The sequence below is a fragment of the Sunxiuqinia sp. A32 genome (genome assembly GCF_052690465.1).
Genome location: NZ_JBQYLI010000005.1, coordinates 78,742 through 94,623, shown reverse-complemented (window position 1 = coordinate 94,623; position 15,882 = coordinate 78,742). Strand labels below are relative to the sequence as shown.

Below are 15,882 nucleotides of genomic sequence, written 5' to 3'. Positions count from 1 at the left end.
AGAGATGAAAAAGTTGTTTGTTTTATTGGGGGGAATATTGCTGTTGTTATTTGCATCCAATGATGGAGTTGCAGCAGTAAAACTTCCGGCAATTATTAGTGATAATATGGTGCTTCAGGGCGGCATGAAGAGCCCGGTTTGGGGTTGGGCGTCAGCAGGCGAGACGGTGGAGATTGAATTCAACGGGAAACAATATAAGACTGTTGCAGATGCGAAAGGCAACTGGTCGCTTAAGCTGAAAAGTTTGAAAAGTGGTGGTCCTTACGAGATGAAGGTTAAAGGACAGGATAACACGATAATCATCAAAAATATATTAGTGGGAGAGGTTTGGCTGGCCTCGGGGCAATCAAATATGGAGTTTGGCATTCAAACAGAAGCCGAAGGTGAGCAAGCCATAAAAAACGCCACGGACTCTATGATTCGTTTTTTCTGGGTTCCTTTTGCAAAATCTCTTGAGGAACAAAAAGATATTCCTCCTGTTTCAGAAGGTTCTCTTAATGGAAAATGGGTTGTATGCAGCCCGGAAACAATGGCTGCAAACTGGGCTTGGCACGGATTTTCGGCAGTGGGGTATTACTTCGCCCTGGAAATTCGGAAAAGCAGTGGAAAAGCGGTTGGTATGATTGGCTCCTACAAAGGAGGAACTGAAGCCCAACCCTGGATCAGCCAGTCGGGTTTTGATCTTGAGCCGGCATTGCCAGCCTACAAAGAGAAACACAAAGAATTAGTTGAACAAGTAAAAAAGAGTGCAAAAGAGGCAGATTTTCGTGGGCCATCGAATGCTTATAATGCGATGATAGCCCCGATCTGCCCTTTTGGTATCCGTGGAGTAATCTGGTACCAGGGAGAAAGTAATGGTGACAATCTTGATGAGGCTGTTGAATATTTGGATATTTTTCCACGCTTAATCCGCAATTGGCGCAATCTGTGGGACGAAGGAGATTTCCCGTTTTTATATGTGCAACTGCCAAATTTCAAAAAAGTGGCAGAAACACCGAGCGAAGGAAACTGGGCCTGGGTGCGGGAAGCACAGTTAAAAACCCTGGCTTTGCCCAATACAGGAATGGCTGTAACTATTGATTGCGGCGATGCGGAAGACATTCATCCAAAAGCGAAAAAAGAAGTCGGAAGACGATTATCCTTAATTGCTAATCACATGATTTATGAAAAGTCTGTCGATTCTCAAGGGCCTATGCTGAAATCACAGAAAATTGAAGATAACAAGATAGCCCTCATATTTAAATCAACCGGTGGTTTAAAAGAAGGTAAACTTACCGGTTTTGGCATTGCTGGTGAGGATGGCAATTTTGTTTGGGCTGATGCTTTTTCTGACGGAAAACAAGTCATTGTAAGTTCACCACAAGTTGCCAATCCTGTTGCAGTTCGCTACAACTGGGGAGACAATCCACAGGGAAATCTTTACGGAAAGAATGGCCTGCCGCCTTCACCTTTCAGAACAGACACTTTTAATAGTAAATAAATCCGGCTATTTATCTGAAAAATAACAAAATGAATTACCGAAAACTACAAAACAGTCAAGTTCGGCTGGTGCTGATTTGGCTTATATCTCTTGTATCAATAAATGCTTTTGCAATAAAGTCGGGAAGTAAACAAGATACTGAAAAGAAGAAATATACACATTTGATTATGTACGGGCAAAGTTTGTCGGTTGGACATCAGGCTTATCCTGTTATTTCCATTGAAAATATTGCTGGGAATTATATGATTGGTAACCAGATTTGGATTAATTACGATAATGATAAATCCCCGGTATTCAATCCGCTAAAAGGTACCATTGCTGTTGCTTTCCAGAAGCAAAAGAATATTATGAACCGCTCTGCCGGAACAATTGCGGAATGCCCACTTTTGGGCACAGTAAATCATTTGCAATTGAAACAGCCGGGCCAGTTATTTTTAGCAACATCAAGCGGAAATAGTGGAAAGACGATCGAGCAACTTTCTCCTGAATCGCAAACCATGAATCTCTACGACGAATTCAGGGCAACCATAAAGATGGGTTCAGAAATAGCGCATGAGTCAAATTCTACGATCTACTGTCCCGCTGTTTTCTGGATGCAGGGAGAGTGGAATTACCTGGGCTTTCAAGATGGGTTTACTGCAGGAAGTAAACCAACAGCAGACAAAAACGAATATAAATCGCTTTTGATCAAACTGAAGAATAACATGCAAAACGATATTCAGAAGCACTACGACCAAACCGAAAAGCCACTTTTTATTACCTACCAGGTGGGAGCTCAGTATGTAAAAGGCAGGGAACAATCTATCGGTATGGCGCAGTTAGAAGCTGCGAACGAAAACGAGGATGTTGTTATGGCCGGACCAATCTATCCAATGCCGGATCGTGGCGGCCATCTCGATCCGAATGGTTATCGTTGGTATGGTGAAATGCTGGCAAAGGTTTATTACCAGTCGAAAGTTTTAGAAAAAAAATTTAAACCCTTGCAGCCCGAGAAGATTAGCCGCAAGATGTCTGCCAACGAGATTCAAATAAAATTTCATGTTCCGCATGGTCCTTTGGTTTTGGATACCTTGACCACTGAGTTTGTGAACGATTACGGCTTCGAAGTATTCGTTAACGACAAAGAAACTGAAATAGAAAAAGTAACTGTTTCCGGAGATAAGGTGATATTGAAAATGCATGATTCTCTGGAAGGTGAAGTTGAGGTTGCATATGCCGGTAAAAAAACAGCAGGGCATGGTAATTTAAGAGACAGTGATCCATACCAGTCATTCTTTCAATACATTGATTTGGATCAACAAAATCCGGATGGCTCATTTGTTTTCCCGCGGGATTCAACCGAAACGACTTTGCGCCCTAAGTATGAACCGCGTGATAGAACGGGCAAAGTTATTTATAATCAGCATTATCCTCTTTGTAATTTTGGCGTTTCGTTTTATTATAAACTCCAACATGACGAAAAAAGCCTGTTTGTTTCAGGCGCAAAATAGAATATAAAACACCATTAATAATACTCATGAACAAAGCAAGAATGAAAATCCTACTATATATCGCCCTGCTATTGGCGACAATAAACGTAAAAGGAAATGTTTGCTCAAGTGGAGAAGATAAAGTTAGTAAATATAAAACCGAGGGTAGCTCAGTTTGGATAACAACCACAGATGGAGTTCTCAGGGTTGAACCTTTTTTACCTCAGGTATTGCATATCCAATTTGGAACCCGAAGTGCAATTGACAGTGCACATAGCTTTGGAGTTTTACGATCGCCTGAAGATATTAAGTTTAAAGTTAAGGAAACTAAGACAATGATTCGGCTGGAAAGTCAAAACTTCTCAGTATACGTTGACAAGAAAGATGGATGCCTGTCTTTTCATGGAAGCAAAGGAAAAAAGCTGCTTGAAGAGAATTCCAGAGCCACAAAGTTTTCCGGGTCGAAACCAGCCAGTCAGTTTATTCTAACTCCATCGGAAGCAATTTATGGGTTGGGACAGTTTCGCGATCATGAACTGAATTTAAGAGGAAAGCAAAGGGAACTGGTGCAATTTAATACACAGGCTGCAGTCCCGGTACTTTTGTCAACCAATGGATGGGGAATTTTTTGGGATAATCCGTCGCGTACCCTGTTTAATGATGGCAAAGAAGGTATGTCTTTCACCTCTGACGAAGGGAAAATAGTTGATTATTATGTGTTCACCGGAAACAATTTAGATGAGCTTATTCATGCCTATCGCGAACTGACAGGGGAGGCCCCAATGCTTCCTTATTGGTCTTTGGGACTTCACCAAAGTAGAAATAAGTATGCTTCGCAAAAAGAGGTTTTGAGTGTGGCAAAGAAGATGAGGGATTCAAAAATCCCGATGAGTTCAATATTTATCGACTACCACTATTGGGGGAAATACGGTACAGGCTCACATAAATTCGATGAATCTATTTTTCCCGATGTAAAGGGAATGCTTGATACCTTGCACAACCAGTATCATACCAAAGCGGTTATGACAGTTTGGCCAACTTTTAAACCCGGCAGTGAAAATTATGAAGCCATGGAAAAAGGGGGGTATTTGCTTGAAGGCGCAAAGGCATTGGATGGTACTATATACGACGCTTTCAATCCTGACGCCGCTAAGCTATATTGGAGTCAGGTTGAGAAAGGCTTGATGGGGCTTGGTATTGACGGTTGGTTTCTCGACGGACCTGAACCTGATCAGGTTAATTCATTTCTGAAGACAACTACATTTGCAGGACCCGCCTTAGCTGTTCGGAACCTTTATCCATTGGTGCATTCCACAACATTTTATAATGGGCTGTTGAAAGTCCACCCGAACCAACGACCCTATATGCTCACTCGTTGTGCATGGGCAGGACAGCAACGTAACGGAACGGCAATCTGGTCGGGAGACATTGGTACTGATTTTAAGGAACTGAAACAGCAGGTAACTGCCGGATTGAGCTTTGTTACAGCCGGAATTCCTTACTGGACAACCGATATTGGTGGTTACTCGGGCGGTGATGCAACGGATCCTGACTATCGCGAGGTTTACACCCGCTGGTTTCAATACGGAACGTTTTGCCCGGTTTTTCGCACGCACGGAAGACGTCTGCCCGATAACGGCAAAAGCAATGGACCGAATGAACTGTGGGCATTCGGAGACACTGTACAGAAAATATGTACTGAGTATGATGAGCTTCGTTACCGACTGCTCCCATATATTTACTCTTTAACCGCAAAAGTTACTTTTCAGGATTACACGCCGATGCGATTGCTGGCTTTCGATTTTCCGGAAGACGAGAAGGTACTTAACCTGAAAGATGAGTTTATGTACGGACCTGCTTTTCTGGTTTGTGCTGTGGTTGAAAAAGGAGTAACTCATAAAAATGTTTATCTGCCGGAAGGAGCAATCTGGATCGATTTCTGGACCGGAGCATCTTTCAAAGGAGGTCAAGCAATCCTGGCCGAAGCTCCAATCAGCCGAATACCGATGTATGTTCGTGCCGGTTCAATTCTTCCAATGGGGCCGGTTGAACAGTATGCTGGTGAAAAATCAGGTGATCCGATACAGATAAGAATATATCCCGGAGCAAACGGTGAATTTGAACTATATGAGGATGATGGCGAAACGTTCAACTATAAAAAAGGGGAGTATTCGAAAATTCTTTTTCAGTGGGACGATAGCAGCAAAACACTGAACATTAGCCCACAAAAAGGGAAATATGATGGCATGCAAACTGATCGGATTTTCAATATTGTTTTGGTGAATGAAAATCAAGGCACAGGCATTTATGAAGCAGCAAAAAGCATCAGCGTTTACTATTCTGGAGACAAAGTAAAGCTTAAACTTTAATTGTCGTCTTAGACCGAATAAATATGATAAAGCAAATAAGTCTACTTTTTCTAATCTGCGTCGTTGCGGCTTGTCAATCAGTAAAAAATGACAAGATCGAAGTAGATGAGGAATCAATCCCGGCTATTAGAGGCTGGAATATCCTTTCTGATGACACGGTCAAAGGGATGCTAGTCATTTCGAATGCGGAAAATTATCAAATCAATCATTTGCAATTGTCGCACAATCTTATGAAGGATTTGAAGGATGTGAGAAATCCGCAAAAACTTCATCCAACCAGGAAATTGCTGGACGCTGCTCATCATGCAGGAATTGAAGAGGTTTTGGTGTGGGATCATTCTTTGTACAGTTTGAGTTATTATCCTGAGCGGTTTAAAAATAAGGATGGGCGGATTAATCTGGATAACCCACTTTTCTGGAAATGGATAAAAGATGACTACCGATCAATGCTGGATTCTTTGCCGGGATTGGATGGCATTGTTATGACTTTTATCGAAACCGGGGCGCATGTTGAAGACCAGTATTCTGAAAAATGGAAAACAGAATCCGAAAAACTCGCCAACCTTGTTGATTCGCTGGCAAGTGTTATTATTGATGAAAGGGGTTTGGAGCTGTACATCCGGACCTTTATTTACACCCGAAACGAGTTGGAATCGTTGCTCGGCTGTGTGAATTTGGTTCAAAATCCAAAAGTTAAAATCATGTCCAAGGAAGTGCCGCACGACTTCTTCTTAACACATCCGGTATCTTCTTTTATCAACAGGTTCAATAAAGATGTGATTATTGAATTTGACCTAGGGCACGAATATAACGGACAGGGAATCATCGCCAGTATTTTCCCAAAAACGATGGTCGAAAGGTGGAGATACTTTGCGACTCAGAAGAATGTAATCGGATATGTCGCACGAACCGACAGATATGGCGATACCCAAAACGTTAGTCGTGCAACGGAGGTTAACCTTTATGCCCTGAAAAGAATATCGGAAAATCCGGAATTAAGTGCTGATTCGATAGTAGCAGAATTTATTGCTCAAAAGTACGGGAATGCAGCTGTGAAAATACTGAAGCCGGTATTTCTGGAGACAGAGGAAATCTTCAAATCGGTATTATACACACTGGGTTTGCACATGAATTCTCATAGTGCGCTCGAATTAGAAGATCCCAATACCTATGGACGCCATTGCAGTGGCATTTGGCTCGAAAATCCGGTTGTCAATATCGGGCATGGGGTAAACAAAGAATTTCATTACTGGAAAGATATTGTCGAGAATCTTTCGCCGGCACGCTATAAATCAAAAAATCAGGCCAATGGCAAATCCACTGTATTTTACCAGGAATCGCCCTGGATTATTGACAGTGGATGGTTATCTGAAGTGGATAAGATGAATGAAACTTATCTCGGCTACGTCATCACTGAAAAGGAATACGGCGTGCAAAAAGCGAAGTGGGCAATTGACGAGATAAAAAAGGCTAACCCATTAATCTCTTCCAATGAAGATTATGAAGAGCTTTTGCATCTGTATGAACGTACCTGGCTAACCTCGAGGCTTTATCTGGCATCGGCAAAAGCATACTTTGGATACAGAACCTGGTTGAATTATCCGGGTGACGAAAAGGCTAAAAGGATTGCAACCGAAGGTTTAAATGAAATTGACACTGTTTCTTCTGAAATGGAGAAGTACCCTTTTAAAGGACCTGTTGGACAATACAGCTGGATTAGAGATGTTCACCGGGCTAAAAATCTGCACAATAAAATTACGAACGGGTGGGATGTTTACCGCAACAGGAAACTGAACTGATACAACCTTAAAAACTTACTGAAATGAAATACAATATTATTACAGTTATTCTGCTTACATTTTTCAGCTGGAATGCGCGTGCACAAATAACTCCGCAGGAACAATACGATCAATTGCAACGCGGGCTGGCAGCTGGATGGAATACCTGGGATACCCGAAGTGTATTAACGCAGGTGTTAATGCCTTATGGCGCAGCTATAGATTTAAACTTATCAGATGCGGAAGGGGATCGTATTAATACCTTCCGAATTGGCGGAAGCCCGCTGATGCACCCCGGGCATCATTCATACGATGGAAGTTACACTGATGTTTCTTTGGAATGGAAAGGGCAGAGACTTCGGGTACAAAGTGCATCCGACGGCTTGAAAAATTTCATTCTGGTTACACCTCTTGAAGGAAATAAGGATGGTGGGCAACTTCATATTGTGCCAAAATCGCTTTGGATGAGGGCAAATAAAATTGTTTTGGATAATGACCAGTTTTCAATAGCTCCGTACGGATTCGATATTAAACTTCAGGTTACTACGCGAGGGGAATTTCGGAAAGCAGATGATCAGGAAATCGTTATGTCAGTAAATCAGCCGGTGGCAATCTGCTGTGGCGAAGAAAAAACGATAGAAGAAGTTCAGGATTTTATTGAAAAAAAAGCTGAAGCTTTTGTTGTGGGAACCCGCGATAAGTATGGCGAATGCTATGAGGAGTACAATGCGATGCAGAGTGTGCTGGCCTGGGATAACATTTTTGATCCTTCAATTCGAAAAGTTATTACACCGGTAAGCCGTAACTGGAATGTAAGATGGAGTCATCATCCTGAATTTGGCGGTTTTGTATTGTTTTGCTGGGATACCTATTTTGCCGGAATGATGCTGGCTGCCGACAACAAAGAGCTTGCTTATGCCAATGTGGTTGAGATAACCAATTCTGTCACAGAAAAAGGGTTTGTTCCGAATTTTTATACCGGGAATGACCTCAAATCGCGCGACCGGTCTCAGCCGCCAGTTGGTTCTTTGGCAGTGTGGAGTATTTACAAAAAATACCAGGAAAAATGGTTTCTGGAGCTGCTTTACGACAAATTACTTCAATGGAACAGATGGTGGGATAAAAACCGGAACATTGACGGGCTCTTGTGCTGGGGTAGCTCTCCATTTGAGAAAGTAACCTATCATGCACGGGAGAGTGGCGGTATCAACGAACTTTACGCAGCAGGGCTTGAATCGGGATTGGACAATTCGCCGATGTACGACAATATTAAGTTCGACAAGGAAAAGCACATGATGCTTTTAAATGATGTTGGATTGTCGTCGTTATATGTAATGGATTGCGATTATTTGGCGGCCATTGCAGATGAGTTGGGCTATGAAAAAGATGCCAAAGAATTAAGGAGTCGGGGAGAAGTGTACCGTCAAAAAATGAGCATGATGTGGGATGATGAAAAAGGCTTGTACTATAACAGGCACACCGACACCGGATTACTTGATCCCAGAACTTCTCCAACAAATTTTTATCCATTACTGGCGAGAGCTCCTTCGAAAGAACAGGCCTCAAAGATGATTCAGGAACACTTATTAAACCCGGATGAATTTTGGGGCAAATGGGTAATTCCGGCAACACCTCGTAATGATCCGGCATTTAAAGACAATAATTACTGGAGGGGGCGAATTTGGGCACCTTTGAATTTTCTTGTTTATCTCGGGCTAAAGAACTATGATTTTGAGGATGTACGAATCTCGTTGGCCGAAAAATCGAAGAATCTTTTGCTGAAAGGCTGGATGTCTGACGGATTCGTATTCGAGAATTATAATTCAACAAACGGACAGGGTGATGATACGCCAAGAAGCGACAAATTCTACTATTGGGGAGCTTTATTAAGCTACATCGGACTGATGGAACAAGGATATGTTTTGCCTCCGGAATTGCCTCATTCCAAATAAGCTGACTTTCAAAAAAAGGGATTAATGATGACAGAACTAAAACTCTTACTTTTCGGATGCTTAACTTTAGCATTTTGCAACATCGCTAATGCTCAGCAAAAGACTTTTCCGGGAGCTGATGAAAAAACAGCTTCCCGGTCGGAGTATTTTTCGTGGATTAATAATACGAATGAAGGTACTACAGAAGAACAGACATTTATCAATCTTGAATTTTTTAAATGGCTGAATACCCGGTTTGGGATGACGCTGGACATTTATGCTTTTGATGCCGGAGCAATTGACGGGAAAAATTTCTACGGAAGCACTCAATCCGATCGTTTTAAACGACAGTTTCCAAATGGTTTTGCGCCGATCGTTTCCAAAGCGAAAGAAATGAACACGCGTTTGGGAATCTGGGGTGGCCCCGACGGGTTTGGCAATTCGCCGGAAGAAGAAAAGCAGCGGATGGATATGATGGTCAGTCTTTGTAGAGACTACCATTTCGAACTTTTCAAGATGGATGCCGTGTGTGGGCAACTTCGTCCTGAAAAATATGATGCATTTGACAGAATGATGACCGAATGCCGGCAATTTTCGCCCGATTTGATTTTGCTGAATCATCGTCTGAATTTAGGGAAGGGCATGCCTCATTCAACCACATTTTTGCTGGGTGGTGCCGAAACGTATATCGATGTGCACATGCCCAACCAAACAACTGCCCCCCATCATCGGGCAGGAGCGCTTTCGAGGGAGTTGCCTCCAAATCTGACGCGCCTGACCGAAGATCATGGTGTTTGCCTTTCGTCGTGTTTGGATTATTGGGAAGACGATCTCATTTTACAGGCCTTCAACCGCAATCTGATTCTGGCTCCCGAGATATACGGAAATCCTTGGTTTTTGAGAGATGATGAATATCCTTTGCTGGCGCGCATTTTTAATCTGCATCGGCAATACCGTGATATTTTGGTTTCAGGCATGGTGTTGCCCGAAAAGGAATGCGGAGTGAACGCAGTTTCGCGCGGCGATGAATATACTCGTTTTATTACGCTCCGAAATTTGAGTTGGGAGCCTGTTCAATACTCCGTCAAACTTGATTCAACGGTTGGGTTGAAAGACGCAGGAAAAGTGATGGTGCGCACCTATCATCCGACAGAAAGGATTATCGGTGAATACAAATACGGTTCTTCCGTTGAGGTTGAGGTTTTGCCTTTTCGTTCTTGTCTTGTAAAATTGTCTGATTCCTCGGAAGAGAGCGAATTTGGCATAGTGGGTATTGACTATCAAATTATCCCGAATGCAGGAAATGATAGCTTGATAGTTCAGTTATTGGCTTTGCCGGGAATGGAAAAAGAAATTAAACTTACCGGAGACTTGTCCGCTTATAAATCAGTGACAATTGATGGAGAAAATGCATCGTCTTTGCTAAAGGGGAAATCGGTTAAAGTTCAGTTCGATGGTGAAAAATATAAATCTCCCTATCACCGGAAATTAGGCGATATGCAGGAATGCCCGGTTCCGGCTGGAGCGGAATCAATTTACGAAGCAACCTGTTTTGCGGCGGACAATAATTCCTTGGAAGTACGTGAATTAAAAAGATCGGGAAGTAGCAATATTCTGCAGGTGAATGCTGCACGGCAAGCATTCTTGAATCAACCTACTTTTAAGGGATGCGAAACCTGGGATCAATACCTGTTTGGCGGAGATCCCTCTACCGCCTTTTCTGTGATGACAAATTTGAATAGCGTCAATCTTCAATCCACAACGTTTCGCTTGGACTTTGGCATGCCGCTGGATTTGGATTCTTTGGTGATTCAGACAAAAGATGATTTTTCACTTTACCCTTTGAAAGCGGAAGAAGGCCACAATGCACTTGTGTCGAAAGACCTGGTTTCGTGGCAAGAAGCTTTTTTTATCTCGGGCAAATCAATGAAAATCGACTTTTCGTCGTTTGGGGAAATTCGATATGTAAAGTTACATCCTGCACCGATGAGGATTTCTGAAATCGTTGGTTATAAGAATGGAGTTGTAGTTGATCGTTCGAACTGGAGAGCGTCAAATCTTTTCAACTCGTACTCTAAAAATCAAAATAATTCGGGCTTTTCTACTGAAAAAGCGTGGTCGCTTCCGGTAACTCTCGGGGAAATACCTGAAGGTAGTTACCTGTGTGTTGCTTTGGAAGGAGTACACGGAAAGGAAGGGGCTTTTGCCGGACTCAAAATTGATGGAGAATATTATGGCTGCCCCGATCGTGCTCCATCGTTTAGAAGTAATGTTTGGGAAGGAAAAGTGAGGGAAACAGACCGGAATTATACTTACTATTTCCCATTAAGCAAAGAGATGCTTGGTAAAAAGCTTGAAGTTTTTGTTCTCGGGTTTGATAGCGACAATCTCGATTTTAAGCCATCGGTTTATATTACCTCCTATCCAATCCCTTTTCAGAAGAAAACAATGAAAATATACTAGTGATAGTGAACTTTTGTTGCGAGTCGATTCGATGAGAATTTGAGTGGCTAAAGGCTTCTAAACTTAATTAGGTTGAAGCTAGTATTAGATGTTTTAAACCAACTATATAACTTAAAAAAATAATAACAATGAAACAAGATGAATCAAGGCGCAAGTTTTTAAAGAAAACCTTGGCAATTAGCGCTGCTGCTGCATTTCCATCAATGATGGTAAAATCTGTATCTGGATCAGTATTGCCAATTTCAAAACTTGCAAGCGCGAATGAACGGGTAAATGTAGCCTGTTGCGGAATCGGTAATAGAGGTGGCCAAATCATAATGGATATCTACAATACAGGATTAGCAAATATTGTTGCTTTGTGTGATGTGGATATGGGGGCTAAGCATACCCAGAATGTACTTGGTAAATTTCCTAAAGTTCCAAGATTTCAGGATTTCAGAAAAATGTTTGATAAGATGGGAAGTCAAATTGATGCCGTCTTAGTTGGTGTTCCCGATCATTCTCATTTTCCTATCACAATGTTGGCTATGAGTTTAGGGAAGAATGTTTATGTGGAGAAGCCAATGGCCCGTACTTTTAACGAGGTTGAATTAATGATGAAAGGAGCTGAAAAGTACAAAGTGGCAACGCAGATGGGGAACCAGGGGCACTCAGATGCAAATTATTTTCAGTTTAAAGCATGGACAGAAGCTGGAATTATTAAAGATGTGACCGCCATAACTGCCCACATGAATGGTGCACGTCGTTGGCACGGATGGGATACCGGAATTACTAATTTCCCTTCAGGAATGCCAATACCGGAAACTTTAGCTTGGGATACCTGGTTGTCTGCTGCCAAATATCATGATTACGACAAAGATTATATCAATGGACAATGGCGCTGCTGGTACGACTTTGGCATGGGGGCATTAGGAGACTGGGGAGCCCATATCATGGACACTGCTCATCAGTTTTTAGATCTGGGATTACCTTACGAAGTTGACCCTGTGAAAATTGAAGGACATAATAAATTCTTTTTTCCACAGGCATCAACATTGGCATTTAAATTTCCAAAGCGGGGAAAAATGCCAAAGTGTGTAATTACCTGGTATGATGGTGTAAATAATGTTCCTTCGGTACCTGAAGGATATGGAGTTTCCGAACTTGATCCAAATATTCCGGCGGCCAGTAATGGTAAAATTCAACCTGCTAAATTGAATCCCGGAAAAATAATCTACGGTAAGGATCTCACCTTTAAAGGCGGATCACATGGAAGTACTTTATCTATTATTCCAGCTGAAAAGGCTAAAGAGATGGAATCTAAATTGCCAGCTGTTCCAGCTAGTCCATCAAATCACTTTAAAAACTTTTTGTTAGCTTGTAAAGGACAAGAAAAGTGTCGTTCATCATTTGATATTGCCGGGCCATTAAGTCAGGTATTTAATTTAGGGGTACTGGCGCAACAGCTAAATATGAAGATTAAATTTGACCGCAAAACAAAAACAATTACCAATAGTAAACTTGCAAATGATATGCTGGTAGGAACGGCACCACGTAAGGAATGGGAAGAGTTTTACAAACTTTAATTTGTTGAACAACTAACAAATAATCAAAATCTGATAATGATAACTAAGATGAGAAAGATAATAACTTTTATACTAGTCACCATTTTTATTGGTGCTACTACAATTGCTCAAAACAGGCCTGATCCACAACTTGCTCCTGACACCAAGGAAGTTTTCAAAATTGGTATGGCAGGTTTTACTTTTGTGCGTTTTGATCTGGATAAGACACTTGAGACAATGAAGCGTGCGGATGTTCATTACTTGTGTATAAAGGATTTTCATTTACCAATGAATAGTACTGATGAAGAAATCGCTGCCTTTCATTCCAAACTCAAAGAAAATGGAGTAACAGGATATGCTGTAGGTCCTTTGTATATGAAAACCGAAGCTGAAGTTGACAGGTGTTTTGAGTATGCCGATAGAGTTGGTGTTAAGACAATTGTTGGTGTGCCCGAATACGAATTATTGCCTTATGTTGATAAGAAGGTGAAGGAATATGGATTTAACCTAGCCATTCATTTACATGGGCCAGATATTGACAAATACCAGGATGCTGAAGATGTATGGGAGCATGTAAAAGATCTTGATCCAAGAATCGGTATGTGTTTGGATATTGGTCATGATACACGAAATGGAAAAGATCCGGTTAAAGATTTAAAGAAATACCAAAGCCGCGTATTTGATATTCACCTAAAAGATGTAACTGGCGACACCAAATTAGGTTACTCAGTTGAAGTTGGCCGGGGGATTATTGATTTTCCTGCATTTGTCAAGATGTTGAGAAAAGTAAATTATACCGGGGTTGTAAGTTTGGAGCATGAAAGAAACATGGACAATCCTTTTATGGGGATTGCTGAATCAATTGGATATTTTCGTGGAGTAATTGCAGTAACACAGAAATAGCAGATCGAAAGTTAGATATGAAAGGCAGAATTCATTGTGAGTTCTGCCTTTATTGAAAAATTTTAACCACTTATGAAAGAAGATTATTTTAATATTGTGATATGCTGGGCTAACTAATTTTACTAAATTGGCTTCCAATTTTGGGTATATACTATATAAGAGTAATTGTTATTTACCCAAATACATATTAGAATTGGGTACGAAAAGGATTTCAATGAATGATCTTTATGAAAATACGGAATTGAGGTTTGTCGATGGGAGTCGTATTGATTTGAAGGAATTCTTTTTTTCTTATTTTTCTGAGTTATCTTTATTTGCCAACAAATATATTTCTGATTTATCAGTTTGCGAAGATATTGTTCAGGATGTTTTCATTGCTTTATGGCAAAAACAAAAAAAAATTCAAAACCTGCTTGCAGCAAAAAGCTTTATATATAAATCTGTTCGAAATTCATGCCTTGATTATCTAAAACATATTAAGGTTGAAGAAAGATATCTTGAATATAAAAGAAATGATGATGAGGTTTCCGATTCATTTATTGAAGAAATTATAAAAGCTGAGGCATATAGTCAAGTGCATCGTGAGATTGACAAACTTCCAAATATGGGAAAGAAAGTTTTGTTATTGGCGATGAAAGATATTCCAAATGAAGAAATTGCTCGTATGCTGGATATCAGTATTAATACCATTAGAACTCATAAGGCCCGCGCCTATAGGGTGTTGAGGAATAATCTTAAAGATATATTCTTATATTATATTATATCTAAAATCACTCCTTCCTTAAAATAAACTCAAAAATATCTTTTTCTGTGTAGTCCTATTAATGAGCGTTGTCGTTTTAATACCAAACGCGAGTTTAATTTTTTAATATTAGAATTGGCTACATGAAAATATCTGATGCGATTAAGTATGGTTCTTTGATTGGCAAATATCTACTTGGTAAAGAAAAATCAAGGGAGTTAGAAGAACTAAAAAAGATTGTAGAGAGAGAGGAGAGCAATCGGTTAATTTTTAGTCAATTAAAGAATGAAAAGCATATCTCAGAGAAAATTGACGAGTACGAAAAAATCGACAGGCAAAAAGCTTGGCAAAAATATTCTGGTAAATTGGCATTCGTCAAACTTGAACAAACTATTAGGAAATGGAAAATTGCGGCAGTAATTTTTATGATTATTGGTATAGGAAGTTTATCTGGAATTTTGAGATATGAATTCTCTTCCACAGATTCAGGAAAATTACTTTACACAACTTTTACTACCCCTCTTGGTCAAAACTCCAAGATAGTGCTACCTGATCAATCTGTTGTTTGGTTAAATTCAGGTACGACCATCACTTATAACAATCATTTTTCTATTGATAACAGAGACGTTGAAATTGAAGGGCAAGCCTTTTTTCAAGTAGAACATAATGAAGAGCTTCCATTGATAGTAAATTGTAGAGACCTGAATGTGACAGTTCTTGGAACAAAATTCGACGTTAATGCATATCCTGATCATACTAATATAGAGATCGTATTGCAGGAAGGAAAGGTTGAACTTACTCATGATAATTATAAGTCATTCAGACAAATATTAAATCCAGGTGAAAAGCTTGAGTTTGACACTGAAAATGTTGGGTTGAATGTTAGTCAAGTTGATATTTATAAGTATACCTCTTGGAAAGATGGAATCCTGATCTTTAAAAATGATCCAATGAATGAAGTCCTTGAAAAATTGGAAAGGTGGTATAACATTAAAATTGATGTGAGAAACAAAGAAATTTATAATCTGGTGTTTAATGCTACTATTGTAAATCAAAGTGTTGAGGAAATATTTGAGTTGATCAGATATACTTGCTCGGTTGAATATCAGATTATTCATAGTAAAGATCCGGAAATCCCTGAAAAAGTAATACTATCAAACTAAAATTAAGAATTTAAAAAAGCTTGCCTATGAGAATTATTTC

Annotated in this window: 10 protein-coding genes; all 10 read left to right on the top strand. The window is 40.4% G+C overall.

What is annotated here, in order from left to right; translation table 11 throughout:
- The first annotated feature begins 4 nt into the window (after positions 1 to 4).
- The 10 genes from ACUNWD_RS06615 (at position 5) to ACUNWD_RS06570 (ending at position 15,842) form a co-directional block, all read left to right on the top strand.
- Positions 5 to 1,480, top strand: a complete 1,476-nt coding sequence (locus ACUNWD_RS06615) for a sialate O-acetylesterase (protein WP_445586999.1) — start codon at positions 5 to 7, stop codon at positions 1,478 to 1,480.
- A 29-nt stretch (positions 1,481 to 1,509) separates the two neighbouring features.
- Positions 1,510 to 2,970 carry a hypothetical protein gene (locus ACUNWD_RS06610; protein WP_445586998.1) on the top strand — a complete coding sequence of 487 codons (1,461 nt, stop codon included), beginning with the start codon at positions 1,510 to 1,512 and terminating at the stop codon, positions 2,968 to 2,970.
- A 41-nt stretch (positions 2,971 to 3,011) separates the two neighbouring features.
- Positions 3,012 to 5,318, top strand: a complete 2,307-nt coding sequence (locus tag ACUNWD_RS06605) for a TIM-barrel domain-containing protein (protein WP_445586997.1) — start codon at positions 3,012 to 3,014, stop codon at positions 5,316 to 5,318.
- Positions 5,319 to 5,341: 23 nt separating this feature from the next.
- Positions 5,342 to 7,117, top strand: a complete 1,776-nt coding sequence (locus ACUNWD_RS06600; RefSeq protein ID WP_445586996.1) for a hypothetical protein — start codon at positions 5,342 to 5,344, stop codon at positions 7,115 to 7,117.
- Between the two features lie 23 nt (positions 7,118 to 7,140).
- Positions 7,141 to 9,048, top strand: a complete 1,908-nt coding sequence (locus ACUNWD_RS06595) for an MGH1-like glycoside hydrolase domain-containing protein (RefSeq protein WP_445586995.1) — start codon at positions 7,141 to 7,143, stop codon at positions 9,046 to 9,048.
- A gap of 24 nt (positions 9,049 to 9,072) precedes the next feature.
- Positions 9,073 to 11,490, top strand: a complete 2,418-nt coding sequence (locus tag ACUNWD_RS06590) for a hypothetical protein (RefSeq protein ID WP_445586994.1) — start codon at positions 9,073 to 9,075, stop codon at positions 11,488 to 11,490.
- A 128-nt stretch (positions 11,491 to 11,618) separates the two neighbouring features.
- The gene (locus ACUNWD_RS06585) at positions 11,619 to 13,055 is read left to right on the top strand and encodes a Gfo/Idh/MocA family oxidoreductase (protein WP_445586993.1); all 1,437 of its coding nucleotides are present in this window, start codon (positions 11,619 to 11,621) and stop codon (positions 13,053 to 13,055) included.
- A gap of 48 nt (positions 13,056 to 13,103) precedes the next feature.
- Positions 13,104 to 13,937, top strand: coding sequence for a sugar phosphate isomerase/epimerase family protein (locus ACUNWD_RS06580; protein ID WP_445586992.1), 834 nt, complete (start codon positions 13,104 to 13,106; stop codon positions 13,935 to 13,937).
- 214 nt (positions 13,938 to 14,151) lie between these two features.
- The gene (locus ACUNWD_RS06575) at positions 14,152 to 14,727 is read left to right on the top strand and encodes an RNA polymerase sigma-70 factor (RefSeq protein WP_445586991.1); all 576 of its coding nucleotides are present in this window, start codon (positions 14,152 to 14,154) and stop codon (positions 14,725 to 14,727) included.
- Positions 14,728 to 14,822: 95 nt separating this feature from the next.
- Entirely contained in the window at positions 14,823 to 15,842 is a 1,020-nt protein-coding gene (locus ACUNWD_RS06570) for a FecR family protein (RefSeq protein ID WP_445586990.1), read from the top strand.
- The last annotated feature ends 40 nt before the right edge of the window (positions 15,843 to 15,882 follow it).